The 18,363-nt window shown below is 40.9% G+C and carries 18 protein-coding genes and 1 pseudogene; 16 read left to right on the top strand and 3 right to left on the bottom strand.

Features of this window, described 5'->3' with window-relative positions; translation table 11 throughout:
* Positions 1-61 precede the first annotated feature (61 nt).
* The 9 genes from ymdB to mutL all read left to right on the top strand — a co-directional run bounded on the left by ymdB (position 62) and on the right by mutL (position 11,349).
* The gene (gene ymdB, locus KHQ79_RS09765) at positions 62-856 is read left to right on the top strand and encodes a 2',3'-cyclic-nucleotide 2'-phosphodiesterase (protein WP_003238436.1); all 795 of its coding nucleotides are present in this window, start codon (positions 62-64) and stop codon (positions 854-856) included.
* A gap of 199 nt (positions 857-1,055) precedes the next feature.
* Positions 1,056-1,316 (top strand): stage V sporulation protein SpoVS, encoded by a 261-nt coding sequence (gene spoVS / locus KHQ79_RS09760; RefSeq protein WP_003154135.1) that lies wholly within the window; start codon positions 1,056-1,058, stop codon positions 1,314-1,316.
* A 265-nt stretch (positions 1,317-1,581) separates the two neighbouring features.
* Positions 1,582-2,625: an L-threonine 3-dehydrogenase gene (tdh, locus tag KHQ79_RS09755; protein ID WP_225515006.1), complete on the top strand. Its 1,044-nt coding sequence runs from the start codon at positions 1,582-1,584 to the stop codon at positions 2,623-2,625.
* A 13-nt stretch (positions 2,626-2,638) separates the two neighbouring features.
* Positions 2,639-3,817 carry a glycine C-acetyltransferase gene (locus KHQ79_RS09750; protein ID WP_225515004.1) on the top strand — a complete coding sequence of 393 codons (1,179 nt, stop codon included), beginning with the start codon at positions 2,639-2,641 and terminating at the stop codon, positions 3,815-3,817.
* Positions 3,818-3,961: 144 nt separating this feature from the next.
* A complete protein-coding gene (miaB, locus tag KHQ79_RS09745; RefSeq protein ID WP_225515002.1) occupies positions 3,962-5,491 on the top strand; it encodes a tRNA (N6-isopentenyl adenosine(37)-C2)-methylthiotransferase MiaB in 1,530 nt (509 codons plus the stop codon).
* Between the two features lies 1 nt (position 5,492).
* A complete protein-coding gene (ricA, locus tag KHQ79_RS09740; protein ID WP_003238428.1) occupies positions 5,493-5,924 on the top strand; it encodes a regulatory iron-sulfur-containing complex subunit RicA in 432 nt (143 codons plus the stop codon).
* A 262-nt stretch (positions 5,925-6,186) separates the two neighbouring features.
* Positions 6,187-6,732, top strand: coding sequence for an outer spore coat protein CotE (gene cotE, locus KHQ79_RS09735; RefSeq protein WP_003221022.1), 546 nt, complete (start codon positions 6,187-6,189; stop codon positions 6,730-6,732).
* A 132-nt stretch (positions 6,733-6,864) separates the two neighbouring features.
* Positions 6,865-9,447, top strand: a complete 2,583-nt coding sequence (mutS, locus tag KHQ79_RS09730) for a DNA mismatch repair protein MutS (RefSeq protein ID WP_060398655.1) — start codon at positions 6,865-6,867, stop codon at positions 9,445-9,447.
* Between the two features lie 15 nt (positions 9,448-9,462).
* Positions 9,463-11,349: a DNA mismatch repair endonuclease MutL gene (gene mutL / locus KHQ79_RS09725; RefSeq protein ID WP_060398656.1), complete on the top strand. Its 1,887-nt coding sequence runs from the start codon at positions 9,463-9,465 to the stop codon at positions 11,347-11,349.
* Between the two features lie 121 nt (positions 11,350-11,470).
* Here the strand turns inward: mutL and KHQ79_RS09720 are convergent, their stop codons facing one another.
* Positions 11,471-11,554, bottom strand: a complete 84-nt coding sequence (locus KHQ79_RS09720) for a hypothetical protein (RefSeq protein WP_187441455.1) — start codon at positions 11,552-11,554, stop codon at positions 11,471-11,473.
* A gap of 684 nt (positions 11,555-12,238) precedes the next feature.
* Here KHQ79_RS09720 and KHQ79_RS09715 point away from each other — a divergent pair.
* From KHQ79_RS09715 to KHQ79_RS09695, 5 genes and pseudogenes are all read left to right on the top strand, one after another.
* A pseudogene (locus tag KHQ79_RS09715) lies at positions 12,239-12,608 on the top strand (tyrosine-type recombinase/integrase).
* A gap of 315 nt (positions 12,609-12,923) precedes the next feature.
* Positions 12,924-13,181, top strand: coding sequence for a hypothetical protein (locus KHQ79_RS09710; protein WP_060398657.1), 258 nt, complete (start codon positions 12,924-12,926; stop codon positions 13,179-13,181).
* A gap of 18 nt (positions 13,182-13,199) precedes the next feature.
* Positions 13,200-13,580: a hypothetical protein gene (locus KHQ79_RS09705; RefSeq protein ID WP_003238417.1), complete on the top strand. Its 381-nt coding sequence runs from the start codon at positions 13,200-13,202 to the stop codon at positions 13,578-13,580.
* 96 nt (positions 13,581-13,676) lie between these two features.
* Positions 13,677-14,045, top strand: a complete 369-nt coding sequence (locus tag KHQ79_RS09700) for a hypothetical protein (protein WP_225515000.1) — start codon at positions 13,677-13,679, stop codon at positions 14,043-14,045.
* Positions 14,046-14,460: 415 nt separating this feature from the next.
* A complete protein-coding gene (locus KHQ79_RS09695; protein ID WP_225514998.1) occupies positions 14,461-15,066 on the top strand; it encodes a hypothetical protein in 606 nt (201 codons plus the stop codon).
* A 366-nt stretch (positions 15,067-15,432) separates the two neighbouring features.
* Here KHQ79_RS09695 and KHQ79_RS09690 read toward each other — a convergent pair whose 3' ends face one another.
* Both KHQ79_RS09690 and KHQ79_RS09685 read right to left on the bottom strand, forming a co-directional pair.
* Entirely contained in the window at positions 15,433-15,900 is a 468-nt protein-coding gene (locus KHQ79_RS09690) for a regulatory YrvL family protein (RefSeq protein WP_225514996.1), read from the bottom strand.
* A gap of 176 nt (positions 15,901-16,076) precedes the next feature.
* A complete protein-coding gene (locus tag KHQ79_RS09685) occupies positions 16,077-16,634 on the bottom strand; it encodes a hypothetical protein (protein WP_225514994.1) in 558 nt (185 codons plus the stop codon).
* Between the two features lie 120 nt (positions 16,635-16,754).
* On the opposite strand from KHQ79_RS09685, the gene KHQ79_RS09680 reads away from it, so the two are divergent.
* The gene (locus KHQ79_RS09680) at positions 16,755-17,372 is read left to right on the top strand and encodes a TetR/AcrR family transcriptional regulator (RefSeq protein WP_225514992.1); all 618 of its coding nucleotides are present in this window, start codon (positions 16,755-16,757) and stop codon (positions 17,370-17,372) included.
* Positions 17,373-17,559: 187 nt separating this feature from the next.
* Positions 17,560-18,237 carry an MBL fold metallo-hydrolase gene (locus tag KHQ79_RS09675; protein WP_225514990.1) on the top strand — a complete coding sequence of 226 codons (678 nt, stop codon included), beginning with the start codon at positions 17,560-17,562 and terminating at the stop codon, positions 18,235-18,237.
* Positions 18,238-18,363 lie beyond the last annotated feature (126 nt).

Genomic DNA, 18,363 nt, shown 5'->3' with positions numbered 1-18,363 from the left:
GCTAAGCATCACTTTATTTTTTTGACGGCCAAGGAATTTTCAAGAAGAAAGGATTTACAAAATGAGAATTTTATTTATCGGAGATGTTGTCGGTTCACCGGGCCGTGACATGGTCAAAGAATATGTACCAAAGCTAAAAACAAAATATAAGCCTCACTTTACCATTATTAATGGTGAAAATGCTGCACATGGAAAAGGCCTGACAGAAAAAATTTATCACAGCTTAATCCAAGCCGGTGCAGATGCAATCACGATGGGGAACCACACATGGGATAAAAAAGAAATTTTCGATTTTATAGATGACGTTCCGAACTTGGTTCGTCCCGCAAACTTTCCAGAGGGAACACCAGGAAAAGGGATAACCTATGTGAAAGCAAACGGCAAAGAGCTTGCCGTTATTAATTTACAGGGACGCACGTTTTTACCGCCGCTTGATGATCCGTTTTTAAAAGTGGATGAATTGATTGCCGAAGCTGCGAAAAGAACACCGTACATTTTTATCGACTTCCATGCTGAAGCGACAAGTGAGAAGCTCGCACTTGGCTGGTACACGGATGGACGGGCATCAGCTGTTGTTGGAACTCATACACACGTGCAAACAGCGGATAACCGCATTTTGCCGAAGGGTACAGCATATATTACTGATGTAGGAATGACTGGCCCATATGACGGTATACTGGGGATGGACAGAGAGACGATTATCAAGCGCTTCAAAACAAACCTTCCAGTGCGTTTTACTGTCGCTGAAGGAAAAACAACACTGAGCGGTGTTGTCATCGACATCGACGATCAAACGAAAAAAGCCGTTAAAATCGAACGTATTTTAATCAATGATGATCACATGTTCTTTGAATAATTGAACATATGGTTATTTTATAAAAATATTAAAAAGAAAAGCAGGAATATAGCAACTCCTTAGTGAATATAGTAAAAATGGAAGGTAGCCCGCTATTTTTGAAAAGCATTGTGGGGATGGCTTTTTGGATAGCAACATCTAATAATGATTGTTCTAATGAACACTCACTTATCCATTGTAAAACTAAGGGGGAGCAGAAATGGAAATCTTAAAAGTTTCAGCAAAATCGAGTCCAAATTCAGTGGCAGGTGCGCTTGCAGGTGTGTTAAGAGAGCGAGGGGCCGCCGAGATTCAAGCAATTGGAGCGGGTGCATTAAACCAAGCTGTAAAAGCTGTGGCGATTGCCAGGGGATTTGTGGCGCCTAGCGGCGTAGATTTGATTTGTATTCCGGCTTTTACTGATATTCAAATCGATGGTGAAGAAAGAACGGCGATTAAATTAATCGTGGAGCCTCGCTAAAAACAAATAAAGCATTCTCAACCTGTTTGCCTCATGCAAACAGGTTGTTTTTCATTTATTGTGATATTTTCTTCCGATAGTATTTTCGGCATATAAATGACGGGAATACAAAAGTCAGAAATGAACTAGAACGTTTCAGAAAAAAATTTCGCCCATTTTTCAAGACGGATACTTTTGTCTTTCTCAGAAAGACAGTGCTATTTACGCTTATTCCATATCATGGTACAATCCGAATGTAACAAGAATTTTTCAAGGAGGATTGTACATGCAGAGTGGAAAGATGAAAGCTCTAATGAAAAAGGACGGGGCGTTTGGTGCTGTGCTGACTGAAGTTCCCATTCCTGAGATCGATAAACATGAAGTCCTCATAAAAGTAAAAGCTGCTTCCATATGCGGCACGGATGTGCATATTTATAATTGGGATCAATGGGCACGTCAGAGAATCAAAACACCTTATGTTTTCGGCCATGAGTTCAGCGGCATTGTTGAAGCTGTAGGAGAGAATGTCGGCAGTGTAAAAGTGGGGGAGTATGTGTCTGCTGAAACGCATATTGTCTGCGGTGAATGTGTCCCTTGCGTAACCGGAAAATCTCATGTTTGTACCAATACTGCTATTATCGGGGTGGACACAGCAGGCTGTTTTGCGGAGTATGTAAAAGTCCCCGCTGATAACGTTTGGAAGAATCCCGCCGATATGGACCCAGCAGTTGCTTCCATTCAAGAGCCTTTAGGAAATGCGGTTCATACAGTACTCGAGAGCCAGCCGGCAGGAGGGACGACTGCAGTCATTGGATGCGGACCGATTGGTCTTATGGCTGTTGCGGTTGCAAAAGCAGCAGGTGCTTCTCAGGTGATTGCGATTGATAAAAATGAATACAGGCTGAAGCTTGCCAAACAAATGGGAGCTGCACGTACTGTTTCTATTGAAAAAGAAGATCCGCTCAAAATTGTAAGCGCTTTAACGGATGGGGAAGGAGCAGATCTCGTTTGTGAAATGTCGGGCCATCCTTCAGCGATTGCCCAAGGTCTTGCGATGGCTGCGAATGGCGGAAGATTTCATATTCTCAGCTTGCCGGAACATCCAGTGACAATTGATTTGACGAATAAAGTGGTATTTAAAGGACTTACGATCCAAGGAATCACAGGAAGAAAAATGTTTTCGACATGGCGGCAGGTGTCTCAATTGCTCAGATCAAACGTGCTCGATCTTTCACCTGTTATTACCCATCAGTTTCCGTTAGAGGAGTTTGAGAAAGGATTCGAACTGATGAGAAGCGGCCAGTGCGGAAAAGTGATTTTAATTCCATAATAGGGGGATAAACATGACGAAGGAATTTGAGTTTTTAAAAGCAGAGCTTGATAGAATGAAAGAAAACCATACATGGCAAGAGATAAAACAGCTTGAATCAATGCAGGGACCTTCTGTCACAGTAAATCACAAAAACGTCATTCAGCTTTCTTCTAATAACTACCTCGGATTTACTTCACACCCAAGACTCATCAAAGCCGCGCAGGAGGCTGTTCAGCAATTTGGAGCCGGCACCGGATCAGTGAGAACGATTGCCGGTACACTTACAATGCATCAAGAGCTTGAGCAAAAGCTGGCAGCCTTTAAAAAAACGGAGGCGGCACTTGTATTCCAATCAGGTTTTACAACCAACCAAGGCGTACTTTCAAGTATTCTTTCAAAAGAAGATATTGTCATCTCAGATGAATTAAACCATGCCTCTATCATCGACGGAATCAGGCTGACAAAGGCGGATAAAAAAGTGTATCAGCATGTTGATATGAGTGATTTAGAGAGGGTGCTGAGAAAGTCAATGAATTATCGGATGCGTCTGATTGTGACAGACGGCGTATTTTCCATGGATGGCAACATAGCCCCTTTGCCTGATATTGTAGCGCTCGCTGAGAAATATGACGCATTTGTGATGGTGGATGACGCCCATGCATCCGGAGTGCTTGGCGAAAACGGGAGGGGAACGGTGAACCACTTCGGTCTTGATGGCAGAGTCCATATTCAGGTTGGAACGCTAAGCAAGGCAATCGGAGTGCTCGGCGGCTACGCTGCCGGTTCAAAGGTGCTGATCGATTATTTGCGCCATAAAGGCCGTCCGTTTTTATTCAGCACGTCCCATCCGCCGGCTGTCACCGCAGCTTGTATGGAAGCGATTGATGTCTTGCTGGAGGAGCCGGAGCATATGGAGCGCTTATGGGAAAATACGGCCTATTTTAAATCAATGCTTATGAAAATGGGTTTGACTCTCACGCAGAGTGAAACGCCGATTCTTCCGATTTTAATAGGTGATGAAGGTGTGGCAAAGCAATTTTCTGATCAGCTCCTTTCACGCGGCGTTTTTGCCCAAAGCATTGTATTTCCGACTGTTGCAAAGGGGAAAGCCAGAATTCGCACGATTATCACCGCTGAGCATACCAAAGAAGAACTGAATGAGGCGCTTGACGTCATCAAAAAGACGGCTGAAGAACTCCAGCTATTGTAAGAGGAAGAGTATACTCTTCCTCTTTTTATTCCTTATTGATTATTATTCTCAATAAGTGTACAATGATAGGTTGCCAGTTGTGCAGAGCTTCAATAACCTTTATACTGGAGGGTGGAAGTTTGGTTTGAAAGGAGAAATCATGACATGAATGAAAAACAAAAATTAGAGAGCGGACAAGTTAATCCATCGGACAAAAAATCCGAGAAGGATTACAGCAAGTACTTTGAAGCTGTTTACATTCCGCCTTCCTTAAAAGATGCGAAAAAACGAGGCAAGGAAGCCGTTACTTATCATAATGACTTTAAAATTTCTGAACAATTTAAAGGGCTGGGAGACGGAAGGAAGTTCTATATCCGTACGTACGGCTGCCAAATGAATGAACACGATACAGAGGTTATGGCAGGGATTTTTATGGCGCTCGGTTACGAAGCGACAAACTCTGTTGACGATGCCAATGTCATTTTGTTAAATACATGCGCAATCCGCGAAAATGCCGAGAACAAGGTGTTTGGTGAGCTGGGGCATTTAAAAGCGCTGAAAAAAAACAATCCCGATCTGATTTTAGGGGTGTGCGGCTGTATGTCCCAAGAGGAATCAGTCGTGAACCGGATTTTGAAAAAACATCCGTTTGTCGATATGATTTTCGGAACGCATAACATCCATCGCCTGCCAGAGCTTTTGTCAGAAGCATACCTTTCAAAAGAAATGGTCTTAGAAGTTTGGTCCAAGGAAGGGGACGTTATTGAAAACCTTCCGAAAGTCCGGAACGGAAAAATTAAGGGCTGGGTCAATATCATGTACGGCTGTGACAAATTCTGTACGTATTGCATTGTGCCTTACACACGCGGAAAAGAAAGAAGCCGCCGCCCTGAAGAGATCATTCAGGAAGTGAGAAGGCTTGCAAGCGAAGGCTACAAAGAAATTACACTATTAGGCCAAAACGTAAACGCGTACGGAAAAGACTTTGAAGATATGACGTACGGTCTCGGTGATTTGATGGATGAACTGAGAAAAATCGATATCCCGAGAATCCGTTTTACAACGAGTCATCCGCGTGACTTTGACGACCGCCTTATTGAAGTGCTGGCAAAAGGCGGCAACCTGCTTGATCACATTCATCTTCCGGTTCAATCAGGAAGTTCAGAGGTTCTGAAACTGATGGCCCGCAAATATGACAGAGAGCGTTATATGGAGCTCGTTCGAAAAATTAAGGAAGCAATGCCGAATGCATCTTTGACAACGGACATTATCGTCGGATTCCCGAACGAAACGGACGAACAGTTTGAAGAAACGCTTTCTCTTTACCGTGAAGTGGAGTTTGACAGCGCCTATACGTTCATTTACTCTCCGCGTGAGGGCACTCCGGCTGCCAAAATGAAAGATAATGTTCCGATGCGCGTGAAAAAAGAACGTCTGCAGCGTTTGAACGCACTGGTGAATGAAATTTCTGCTAAAAAAATGAAGGAATACGAAGGCCAGGTTGTCGAAGTATTAGTTGAGGGTGAAAGCAAAAATAACCCTGATATTCTTGCCGGCTACACTGAAAAAAGCAAGCTTGTCAATTTCAAAGGGCCGAAGGAAGCAATCGGCAAAATCGTCCGCGTGAAAATCCAGCAAGCGAAAACATGGTCGCTTGACGGAGAGATGGTAGGAGAAGCAATCGAGGTGAAATAAGATGACGCTCTACTCAAAAAAAGACATTGTGCAGCAGGCACGAAACCTTGCAAAAATGATCTCTGAAACAGAAGAGGTTGATTTTTTCAAACGGGCTGAAGCGCAAATCAATGAGAATGACAAAGTGTCTGCAATCATTAATCAGATTAAAGCCCTGCAAAAGCAAGCTGTCAATCTGAAGCATTACGAAAAGCATGAAGCGCTCAAACAAGTAGAAGCAAAAATTGACGCGCTGCAAGAAGAGCTTGAAGAGATTCCTGTCATCCAGGAATTCAGAGACTCGCAGATGGAGGTAAATGACCTTCTGCAGCTCGTTGCACACACCATTTCCAACCAAGTCACAAATGAAATCATCACGTCAACCGGAGGAAACCTTCTGAAAGGGGAAACCGGTTCAAAGGTGAAGCATTCAAATAACAGCTGTTCTTTCTAAACACGGTGCCTTTACAGGCCCGTGTTTTTTTAGACTTATGCGGCTAAAAATGAACTAAAAAATCTATGTGCCAAATGTTCAAAGTGTTTTTTGGGGTTCTCACCCGCGAAGAAACTTTATCGCACTTATAAGTAAAGTTTCTAGGCGCGCCTGCATACAATGGAACAGAAACTTTGTATTTTTATATTTTAATTATAAAAATGCACACTAGACAAATGCCCAGCATAAGATAACACGAAGAAGAACAAGGAGGCATGCCGGAATGTCTGAATACAGGGAAATTATTACGAAGGCGGTAGTAGCGAAAGGCAGAAAATTCACCCAATGCACCAATACCATCTCCCCTGAGAAAAAACCGAGCAGCATTTTGGGTGGTTGGATCATTAACCACAAGTATGACGCTGAAAAAATCGGGAAAACAGTAGAAATTGAAGGGTATTATGATATAAACGTATGGTACTCTTACGCGGACAACACAAAAACAGAGGTTGTCACAGAACGGGTGAAATACGTAGATGTCATTAAACTCAGATACAGAGACAACAATTACTTAGATGATGAGCATGAAGTGATTGCAAAAGTCCTTCAGCAGCCTAACTGTCTTGAAGTGACCATTTCACCGAATGGAAATAAAATTGTTGTGCAGGCGGAAAGGGAGTTTTTGGCGGAAGTGGTGGGAGAAACAAAAGTTGTTGTTGAGGTTAATCCTGACTGGGAAGAAGAGGACGAAGAAGATTGGGAAGATGAGCTTGATGAAGAGCTGGAAGACATCAATCCTGAATTTTTAGTGGGAGATCCTGAAGAATAAAAAAGGGACTAGGGGAGGCAGTACCCCCAAGTCTCTTTTTTATATTGATATATCATTCTTTTATCACTTTTTGTTTATGTTATAATGAAGGCTGGAAAATAGAAACGTTGATACATAGTGAGGGATTAAACAATGGCCGGTTATACGCCTATGATACAGCAATATTTAAAAATAAAGGCAGAGCACCAGGATGCCTTTTTATTTTTTCGCCTTGGTGATTTTTACGAAATGTTTTTTGAGGACGCCAAAAAAGCGTCACAAGAGCTGGAAATTACATTAACGAGCAGAGATGGCGGTGCGGCTGAAAAAATACCGATGTGCGGTGTGCCGTATCATTCTGCTTCTGCGTATATTGAGCAACTTATTAAAAAAGGGTACAAAGTGGCGATCTGTGAACAGACGGAAGATCCGAAAGCCGCAAAGGGCGTCGTGAAACGGGAAGTGGTTCAGCTTATTACGCCCGGAACAGTAATGGACGGTAAAGGCATCCATGAATCAGAAAACAACTTTATCGCATCTGTTTCCGTCTGCTCGAACGGATACGGACTGGCGCTGTCTGATTTAACAACGGGAGAAAATTTGGCTGTCTTGATTGAACGGCTTGAAGACGTCATATCAGAAATTTATTCAGTCGGTGCACGGGAAATCGTCGTTTCAGGAAGCATGGATCCCGATAAGGTCGTACAGCTGAAAGAGCGGTGCGGTGCAACGATCTCAATTGAAGACGGAGAAACAGACGAACACGTAACGATCATTGAGCACTTAAATAATGAAGATGTAACAAAAACATTTTTGCGCTTATATACGTACCTGAAAAGAACCCAAAAGCGCAGTCTTGATCATCTTCAGCCCGTGCAGGTGTATGAGCTTGAGGAAGCGATGAAAATTGATTTGTACTCAAAGCGAAATCTGGAGCTCACTGAAACGATCCGTTCGAAAAATAAAAAAGGCTCTCTTTTGTGGCTGCTGGATGAAACGAAAACTGCCATGGGAGGCAGGCTGCTTAAACAGTGGATTGACCGGCCGCTCATCAGAGTCAATCAAATCGAAGAGCGCCAAGAAATGGTGGAAACATTGATATCCCATTTCTTTGAACGGGAAGATCTGCGTGAACGTTTAAAAGAAGTATATGACTTAGAACGCCTTGCAGGCCGTGTTGCATTCGGAAATGTCAATGCACGGGATTTAATTCAGCTGAAGGAATCGTTAAAGCAAGTGCCTGGTATCAAACAGCTGGTTGCTTCACTGGCTCATGACAAAGCTAAGGAACGTGCGGAACGGATTGATCCTTGCGGGGATGTGCTTGAATTGCTGGAAGAAGCGCTGTACGCTAACCCTCCTTTATCGTTAAAAGAAGGGAACCTGATTAAAGACGGATACAATCAAAAGCTCGATGAATACCGTGATGCAAGCAGAAACGGAAAGGACTGGATTGCCCGCCTGGAACAGCAGGAGCGTGAATACACAGGCATTCGCTCTTTAAAGGTCGGCTTCAATAAAGTTTTCGGTTATTATATTGAAGTGACAAAAGCGAATTTGCACTTGCTTGAGGAAGGGCGCTATGAGAGGAAGCAGACGTTAACGAATGCAGAGCGCTACATCACACCTGAATTAAAAGAAAAAGAAGCGCTCATTTTAGAAGCGGAAAATAACATCTGCGAACTGGAATACGAGCTGTTCACCGAACTGCGTGAGAAAGTGAAGCGGTATATTCCGCGTCTGCAGCAGCTTGCCAAACAGATGAGCGAGCTTGATGCACTTCAGTGCTTTGCGACAATCAGTGAAAATCGTCACTATACGAAACCGGAGTTCTCTGAAGATGAAGTCGAAGTGATTGAAGGCAGACACCCAGTTGTTGAAAAAGTCATGGATAGCCAGGAATATGTCCCGAACAATTGTATGATGGGCGATAACAGACAAATGCTTCTCATTACCGGTCCAAACATGTCAGGGAAAAGTACGTATATGAGACAAATCGCGCTCATTTCCATCATGGCGCAAATCGGCTGCTTTGTACCCGCGAAGAAAGCGGTGCTTCCGATTTTTGATCAAATCTTCACTCGAATCGGCGCTGCAGATGATTTGATTTCCGGACAAAGTACATTTATGGTGGAAATGCTTGAAGCCAAAAATGCAATTGTCAATGCGACGAAAAACAGCCTTATTCTGTTTGACGAAATCGGCCGGGGAACGTCCACTTATGACGGCATGGCGCTGGCACAAGCGATTATCGAATACGTTCACGATCATATCGGCGCCAAGACGCTGTTCAGCACACACTATCACGAGCTGACCGTTCTTGAGAACAAGCTGCATCAGCTGAAAAACGTTCATGTGCGTGCAGAGGAATATAATGGAACGGTTGTCTTTCTTCATCAAATAAAAGAAGGGGCAGCCGACAAAAGCTACGGTATCCATGTAGCCCAGCTTGCCGAGCTGCCGGAAGATCTCATTTCGCGCGCTCAAGATATTTTAAAAGAGCTTGAGCATTCAGGGAACAAACCGGAAGTGCCAGTGCAGAAGCAGAAGCCCGAGGTGAAAGAAGAGCCGGCACAGCTATCCTTTTTTGATGAAGCGGAAAAGCCTGCTGAAGCGCCGAAGCTTTCAAAAAAAGAAAAGCAAGTGCTTGATGCCTTCAAATCACTTAATATATTAGATATGACACCGCTTGAAGCGATGAATGAAATGTACAAGCTGCAAAAGAAATTACATTAAAACGGGGTGATGAATGTGGCAAAAGTCATCCAGCTGTCAGATGAGCTTTCAAATAAAATAGCGGCGGGCGAGGTTGTGGAACGGCCCGCCTCAGTCGTCAAAGAATTGGTGGAAAATGCGATCGACGCTGACAGCACAGTCATTGAAATCGATATTGAGGAAGCAGGTCTTGCATCCATTCGAGTGTTGGATAACGGCGAAGGAATGGAAAATGAAGATTGCAAGCGTGCTTTTCGACGCCACGCAACGAGTAAAATTAAAGATGAAAATGATTTATTCAGGGTGAGAACGCTTGGTTTTAGGGGAGAAGCACTGCCGAGTATCGCGTCAGTCTCTCATCTGGAGATTACGACAAGCACCGGTGAGGGAGCAGGGACGAAGCTCGTCCTCCAAGGAGGAAATGTCATTTCTGAATCACGTTCCTCAAGCAGAAAGGGAACTGAAATCGTCGTTTCTAACCTGTTTTTTAACACACCGGCCCGCTTGAAATATATGAAAACCGTTCATACAGAGCTTGGAAATATCACTGATGTAGTCAACCGTATTGCACTGGCGCATCCGGAGGTATCAATCCGCCTGCGCCATCATGGGAAAAACCTGCTTCAAACGAACGGAAACGGAGATGTGCGTCATGTCCTGGCAGCGATTTACGGAACGGCTGTCGCCAAAAAAATGCTTCCGCTGCATGTGAGCTCTTTGGATTTTGAAGTAAAGGGATATATCGCTCTCCCAGAGATTACACGGGCGTCGAGAAATTATATGTCGTCTGTGATCAATGGCCGTTACATTAAAAATTTCCCGCTCGTCAAAGCGGTCCATGAAGGATACCATACCCTTCTGCCCATTGGGCGTCATCCGATTACCTTTATAGAAATTACGATGGACCCGATTTTAGTCGATGTCAACGTGCACCCATCGAAGCTTGAGGTTCGTCTCAGCAAGGAAACAGAGCTACATGACTTAATTCGTGACGGAATTAAAGATGTATTTAAACAGCAGCAGCTGATTCCGAGTGCCCAACTCCCGAAAAAATCGGCACCTGTCATCAAAAATGAGCAACAGTTCATAACCTTTGATGAAAAGCCTGCGGAAAGAAAAGTTCCGGAAAAAGCGCCTGCGCCATCTTATTCCCCAATGAAGCTCAGCTCAGTCGTGAAAGAGCCGGTTGATGCGGAGGAAGAATTGCCTCCTCTCCAATTTAATGCTCCTCCTATCGTTGATGAGGAACAAAGCATTGAGGTGCCTGATGTTTCAGAAGAACAGCCTGAAGCATTTGAGCAAGAATACCATCAAGAAGAACAGCCTGAGCCAACGTCTGAGCGGGTTCCGATTATGTACCCGATCGGCCAAATGCATGGGACTTATATATTGGCACAAAACGAAAACGGCCTGTATATTATCGACCAGCACGCCGCCCAAGAGCGTATTAAGTACGAATACTTCCGTGAAAAGGTGGGAGAGGTTGAACCTGAGGTGCAGGATATGATCGTGCCGCTGACGTTCCACTACTCCACGAACGAGGCATTGATTATTGAACAGCACAAACAAGAACTCGAAAGCGTCGGTGTTTTTTTAGAGTCATTTGGCTCAAACAGCTACATCGTCCGCTGCCACCCGGCCTGGTTTCCAAAGGGGGAAGAAGCTGAGCTGATTGAAGAAATCATTCAGCAGGTGCTCGACTCCAAACATATTGATATTAAAAAACTGCGCGAGGAAGCGGCGATTATGATGAGCTGCAAGGGCTCCATCAAAGCGAACCGCCACCTCAGAAATGACGAAATCAAAGCGCTTCTGGACGACCTCCGAAGCACATCAGACCCATTTACATGCCCACACGGCCGGCCGATCATCATACACCATTCGACATATGAAATGGAAAAGATGTTCAAACGCGTGATGTAGCGGGGGGTGGCGGAGGGGAATACCCCCTTTGCCCATATTTTGCCCATACATTTTTCAAGCATTGAGATATTCTTCGAATTGATCAATGCTTTTTTTATTGTGTTTTTTCAGTGAAATGAATTTAAACATCTGCAGTTATCTTGACTGTAGTATGACCAAGTCGTTCACTTACATATTTAAGATCTGCACCACTTTCTAACAGCATGATTGCATGGGTATGCCTTAGCCATGTGGGGTTTTATGATGCAAATCCGTTTTATTTAGAACTGCGTCTATTACTTTATTAATTGCGTAAGGCCCAAAATCTTCCCCCTTTGGAGTTGAAATAAAGAAAGGGGAGTCATCTTATTTTTCGCCGTACGTTTCCTTGTTATTTCTTGTCAGCCTTTATATTTTGTTAATTCGTTAACTAAAGTGACTAGGGGATGAAATCGTCAGGGCAGCCGTTCTTTGGTGGATACAGTGATGTTGCCAACACTTACGGTCAGGGTTTGTAAGGGGCCAATAGGACCGAATTGGAACCATCAGACATTACCGGTTTCAGTTATTTTCAAACAGGAACCGAATCAGTTGCTGGCTTGCTGCTGAACCCGGCGTGTATAGAGTGGTCTCATGGGGTTCCCAATCTGGTGGACAGAATTTAAGGATTAGTCAACTGTTGTGCAAGCAGATTTGTCCGATATTTAGATTCATAAGGGGATTTTATGATTAAAAAATATAATTTCACTTTTTTGTGATTTAATATGATTATAAATTATAAAAGGGTGGTTTTCTTGGCTGTTTCATTAGAAAAACTAGTTGATTTAGAATTGACTTTGCTTTATAGTACGTCGCTTAAGGAACTGAAGCAGTGAGGTATAATACTGACCAACAATGTTGTTGGGGAGCTTTGAGAATACGTGATCCGGAATGTATCTTCTACATCAAGAGTTTTTTAAAAGAGCAAAACATGAGGAATTACATACTATTCGTGACGAGTATCAACTCAGGGCTACGCATATCGGATATTCTGCAGCTGAGAGCAAGAGACGCTAAACGATCTCATAGAGAAGAAAACGAAAAAGAAAAAAGAGAATCGATATGACGCCAGCCCTTCAAAGGGAATTTAAGGCCTATGTGGGGTTAGATGACATTGGCACGCATATATTGAGGAAAACATTCGGCTATCAATTTTACAAACAAAGGACGTTGCTATGCTGCAGGAGATATTTAATCACTCAGACCAACGGACAACCCTGCGATACATCGGAATCAATTAAGGCGCCATGAACAACGCTATGAAGAAATTTAAAATATAACCAGGCTCATCCAAAACAACAAGGATGAGTCTTTTCTTTAAATCTTAATAAAAAGGTATGGAATTCATTTATGAGATATCTTCAAAAAGAGAGGGTAAGTGATCGGCAAATATATAGTATTTGATTAATTGCTAAATCCTTAAATCCTTATATAAAAAATGGTCTTAAGGAAAATGTTTGAAATAGCATAACTTGTACTATTTGTCCAAACAAAATTGTTAAAAGATTATACCTTATATGGAATAAAAATTATTGATATGAAGGAGTGAATAATTCGTGGAAAAGAGAAAGAAAAAGCGGCCGGATCAAGAGCAGGAACCTATTTTAATTAGTATTATCAACTTTAATGACTCTGCAATTTCTATTGATGGTAGTAATGCTGCTGAGTGTAATGATGACAGTGCAGTTGCCCAAGGTCATAGTAGTGCTTCAGATAACCCGATGGATAGTGCAGTTGCTCAAGATTACAGTAATGCTTCTAGGGACCCTGAAGACAGTAATTTTGATCAATCTGTAAAAACCAAAAAGGATTAATATAAGGGAGGTTATTATATGTTTTTTGATGATAAATATAAAGATATAGATCATAAGGAAAAAGATAAAGAAAAAGATAAGAAAAAGTCAAAAAAATATCAAAAACAGAATCCGGTACTAATCTCGATTGGAGATTTTGCTGATACTGCAATTGCTATTAGAAATAGTAATGCAGCCGAGGATAACGACGGCAGTGCAATTGCCCAAGATTATAGTCAAGCTTCAGATAACCCAAGGAAAAGCGCAGTTGCTCAAGGTCATAGTAATGCATCTCGTGATCCCGAAAATTCAGATTTTGATCAGTCTGTTAAGCATAAAAAACGTAAAAAAGACACTGAATATAAGAAAGATGACGGTAAGCATAAAGGGAGTTCTAAAATCTGGACTCCTAAACATTAGTTGAGTGCTATTTAAAGGGAATAGTGGCACCACCCTATCTACATTCTTAAACAGTAGTAGGGTGGTATCTTTTTATTAGAAAGAGGTGAAAGCACCATGTTTAATAGACCAGAAAGACATGTGGACAGGAATTTTAAAATCAATGATAGCGATTTATTAAATAAAGAAATAAAAAAGAAAATAGAAGAAGTATTAGAAGATACACCACTTCAAATAAACATTAATCTTTATTTAACGCAAGAACAAAACCCTGAACTTACAAGTATTAGTAATGTAAAGAGAGCAGCAATAGCTATGAAGGAAAGTAATGCAGCCGAGGATACACGAGATAGTGCAATTGCTCAAGAAAAGAGTAACGCAGTTGATAAAACAATTAATTCAGGTGAAAAATACGTGAATAAACCTATTACCAAACAAAAAAGAAATAAAGTGAGTAAAGGATCAACTCCGTTCTATCCTAAATAGAGAAGGTTGGTTATTCTTAAAATGGACAGTAACGGCCTATGATAAAAGCTTCATGAAAACCACTTTATAGTGTTTCCCTAGAAATATTTAAGTAATAAGCAATAAATCAAATCGATAGACGCTTTCCTAAAATCGGGAGAGCGTTTTTTATTGGGATTAATCACTTGCTAAACTGTGTACTTAGCATTTAGATTTTTTAACATTGTTTTTAATGACTCATCCAGAACTCTATGGTGAACGTTTTATTTTAATTTTTTTGAGTTCCATAAAAGATAACAGGTGTGTAATTAATGTTAGGGTTTTAGCTTGAAAACAGATAGGGCAAGGGGTTGGCACAGTTCGACGAGTTGCACAGTATAAAACATATGGGGAATTGAGAAAAATAGGGTATTAAATGAAAAGGGGGTGTGGAACTTTGGAAATAGAGATAAGAAATGCTATCGAAATAGATAATAAACAATATAGTTTAAGTGATAATAAAATGGATCTATTTAAAAAAGTTATAGAGAATCTAGCCAATACAATTTTAAAGACAGATAAGTTAGAGAAAATAGTGTTTAGTGAATGCTATGAAGAAGATTTATTTGCAGTACTCAAGGAAAAAGGCAAGCCTCTCAGATATACAAATGATAGTATTGGAAAAGGTCGTGCGATGATGGTGAAGTATTTAGGAGCCGAGAAAATACAAAAAGCTACTATTGTTTATCACTCTGAAATTTTAACGGAGATGATATCTAATATTAGATCAATAGATAAAGATAATCCAGAAAACAATAGAGGTCTGAATGTCTTTTTTCATGAATTAGCTCACGTAAATGATCCAGTAAACTTTAGTGTTAATGATTTTAATGCTAAAGGAACAGATTTAGCAATAGTTCCACTAGCTCTTATGGTTTGGAAAGAATATTTTGCAAATCGAATAGCAAATGAAATGTATCCAACCATAGAATTTAATTCATATAATAACTTGATCAAAATAATAAGCAGACTTTTTAATGGCGAAATGGGCAAGATCAAATAAATGACTTTGCCCATATTTTGCCCATGTTCTACGTAATGGGTTTATGGACATATCCCTTGCCATAATAAAATGTTGCAAATAATTAAAATAAATGTATATTTTAGGTAGGGAGGTGGGAACATGACATTCGATCCAAATAGAATTATCCTTTTGGATGAGCTTGAGCATGAGATGGAAGGAATTATTTATGAATGCAGAATCTAAATCAAATCAACATTGTTTTGCTTCCTGTTTTTATGAACAGGGAGTTTTTTTGTGATGAGAAAGCAAAAAGATGTGAGCTGTTGTTTGAGTGTATTAGTTATGGAAATGTATTTTTGTTCTCTCATATTTCAATCTGGGTAAAAGTAAAAACCACTTGAAATATCACAGGCTGTTTTTAACAGTTCCTTCATTAGGCTGTTCATCAAATGCAAGTTCAATGAAAGCCATCAATGCTGATATCACAAAAAGCAAGACATCTGGAATATATATAGACTGCATAAAGTAATCAGCAAAACCGATCGTTATGAAATTGCTGATAAAGTACAGGATAAAAGCAAAAAGTGCAGTCTTTTTCAATGAAAGTGATTTTGCCAGAATCATAGAGACAATCATTGTGAGTGGGTCTATGATCAAGCCTGCAGCAAAACAGACTAAAATAAATAAAACTAATGTTTGATTGGAATCGTATGTGATGCCCAGTATAGAGAATAACCCTTTCATCCCGAAGAAATAGCCGCCAAAGATCATTGCTAGTGCAATGGCAACGATAAGAATGATAGATACAATTACGATTAATTTCGAGCTCAGCTTTAACTCTTTAAACTGCTCGTTCTGTTCTTTTTGGCTCAAGCGCGACACTCCTTTCACATGCTTACTTACTCATTGTAATATGAATCTCCTAAGCTTATTTTAATGAAAACAGCAAGGGTCGAGATCCCAGTAGATCACCGGAAAACAGTATAACATATTTTGACAAAAACTTAAAAAGCCCTTTTCCAGCGGAAAGGACCTTCTTCTTCATCATGTTAACTTTTGAGAGTTGACGAAGCTTTCTCTTTTTTCGGCCAAATAAAATAGCTGGCGGTAAAGAGAAAATCAATGCCTAAAATGACTGTCCATGTTTTAAGAATGCCGCTTAATGCCTCGGTTCGGGCAGAATCATTGATGAAGTAGATCATTCCTGCTAATAATCCCGCACCAATAAGGTAGGCCAGCACGTGTCTTATCCAGCTTTTTGCATAGTGCTTGGCATGATCCATTCCATAACGCTTCAGCGGTTTGGCTCCTTGTTTTGTCACATAATATTGAAATTTTTCATCCGCCCATTGAATCATTTGCTTTCCGTAAGCGATCGATATACCGATGTAAACACCCGCAATCCCGTGGGCAGCAGTCGCTGAGGCTCCGCGGTAAAGGTCCACAGCAGTTGCCGCTAATAAGATCAAATCGATCACTGGGGTTAAGGCAAGGAATAGCAGTCCTAATGTACGTTGTTTGAATAGGTAGCGTACAGCAAGCCCTAAAACAATCACAACCCAAAATGCAATTTCACAGAAGACAATCATCCATGCGATACCGTTCAATCCATTCCCCTCTTTTCAATACAGTTGTATTATTTAAACAATATTTTACCATCTTTATTTTTATAACACAACTGTATTATAAAAATTGCTCTCTTATTTTTTTCTTGTTACAATAAAACTATGCCAAAACAAATTGACCATGAGAAAAGAAGAAAACAAATTGCAGAAGCGACGTGGCGCGTGATTTTAGAACGGGGGATGGAGGGAGCCTCAGCCAGAAACATTGCAAAGGAAGCAGGATTGTCATTAGGTGCGCTGCGCCATTATTTTTCTACTCAAGATGAACTGCTTGTTTTTGCAATGAAACTTGTTCAGGAAAAGGCGATGGCCCGAATTAAGGACATTGCAATGAAGGATTTGCCCCCTAAGGAAAAAGTGTTGCATATTTTGCTTGAAATTGTCCCAACGAATGAAGAAACGATTAGAGAGATGGAGGTGTGGTTCGCCTTTACGGTTTACGCTAGACATAAAAAGGATATGTTTGATGCGAATCATGACGGGATTTACAGCGGCATGCGGAATCTGGTTGCCTATTTAGATGAATTTGATTTACTGAAGCAGAATGCTGATAAAGACATTGAAGCTGAGAGACTTTACGCGCTAATTGACGGCTTGGCTTTACATGCGATGCTTGACCCTGTGCGAGTGAATAAAGACCGGATCAAACGTGTCATTATGCAGCATGTAGCATCAATTTGCATAGAAGAAACATGTGAGATAGAAGAAAGAAATACCTAAACGAAGAGCTATTCTTGTTGGACATGCTTCCAAAGGAATAGCTTTTTTATATGCAAAAAGAACAAGGGCCTCTGAAAAAAATGGAAAACAATCATGCCGTTTGGTAAAGTGGAATGAAAGACGGACTGAGGGTTGAACAGTTTGTCTAACTTTCATTTAAGAACTTTACATGATAGGAATGGTGTAAATGAATCTTACTTATAAGGTACATCCAATTAAAACAAGGTATCAAGGCTGGACGAATTATTGCTATATCATTGAAGATATTGTAAGTAAATCTGCAATTGTTGTTGACCCCTCATGGGAACTGAGTAAAATAACAACTAAACTTTCAGAACTCGAAGCTGAATTAACAGCAATTGTATTGACACACTCTCATTATGATCATGTAAACCTGGTAGAGCCGCTGACAAAGATGTTTAACGCTCAAGTTTATATGTCCCAAAAAGAAATTGATTATTATCAATTCCGATGCAGAAATTTAATTGGCCTTCATGATCATCAGACGATCAGCATAGGAAACACAAGTGTGCAATGCCTTCTCACGCCGGGGCATACAGCCGGCGGAATGTGTTATTTGTTTTCTAATAGTATTTTTACCGGAGATACGGTATTTACAGAAGGGTGCGGCATATGTGAGGATGATGGCAGTTCTGCGGAAGAGATGTTCAGAAGCATTCAAAGGATTAAGTCAGAGGTTTCACCCTATGTACGGGTTTATCCTGGTCACTCATTTGGCAAAGTGCCCGGCTATACGATAAAGGATCTTTATCAGTATAATATTTATTTTCAAATTGATAAGATAGAATATTTTGTGAAATTTCGCACCCGCAAAAACCAAAAAGGTATTTTTGATTTTAAATAATTCTTCTGAATCTATTATCCTATTTTTCTTCGAATATCTAAATAATTAGTATTTTTTAAAATGATTACATAGAAGGATTTAATTTGTATCGAAAAGGCTCAGGTGATAAGTTGAAGCGCATTGTCA

Origin of the sequence: Bacillus sp. TSO22 (genome assembly GCF_020223595.1) — a bacterium.
GTDB lineage: Bacteria > Bacillota > Bacilli > Bacillales > Bacillaceae > Bacillus > Bacillus inaquosorum.
This window is presented reverse-complemented; position numbering and strand designations above follow the sequence as displayed.

Coding starts and splice junctions, on each gene's coding strand:
- KHQ79_RS09675 (WP_225514990.1), top strand. CDS start 17,560: ATGAATCTTACTTATAAGGTACATCCAATTAAAACAAGGTATCAAGGC.
- KHQ79_RS09750 (WP_225515004.1), top strand. CDS start 2,639: ATGACGAAGGAATTTGAGTTTTTAAAAGCAGAGCTTGATAGAATGAAA.
- ricA (WP_003238428.1), top strand. CDS start 5,493: ATGACGCTCTACTCAAAAAAAGACATTGTGCAGCAGGCACGAAACCTT.
- KHQ79_RS09680 (WP_225514992.1), top strand. CDS start 16,755: ATGCCAAAACAAATTGACCATGAGAAAAGAAGAAAACAAATTGCAGAA.
- KHQ79_RS09705 (WP_003238417.1), top strand. CDS start 13,200: ATGTTTTTTGATGATAAATATAAAGATATAGATCATAAGGAAAAAGAT.
- cotE (WP_003221022.1), top strand. CDS start 6,187: ATGTCTGAATACAGGGAAATTATTACGAAGGCGGTAGTAGCGAAAGGC.
- miaB (WP_225515002.1), top strand. CDS start 3,962: ATGAATGAAAAACAAAAATTAGAGAGCGGACAAGTTAATCCATCGGAC.
- mutS (WP_060398655.1), top strand. CDS start 6,865: ATGGCCGGTTATACGCCTATGATACAGCAATATTTAAAAATAAAGGCA.
- ymdB (WP_003238436.1), top strand. CDS start 62: ATGAGAATTTTATTTATCGGAGATGTTGTCGGTTCACCGGGCCGTGAC.
- spoVS (WP_003154135.1), top strand. CDS start 1,056: ATGGAAATCTTAAAAGTTTCAGCAAAATCGAGTCCAAATTCAGTGGCA.
- KHQ79_RS09700 (WP_225515000.1), top strand. CDS start 13,677: ATGTTTAATAGACCAGAAAGACATGTGGACAGGAATTTTAAAATCAAT.
- tdh (WP_225515006.1), top strand. CDS start 1,582: ATGCAGAGTGGAAAGATGAAAGCTCTAATGAAAAAGGACGGGGCGTTT.
- KHQ79_RS09720 (WP_187441455.1), bottom strand. CDS start 11,554: ATGCTGTTAGAAAGTGGTGCAGATCTTAAATATGTAAGTGAACGACTT.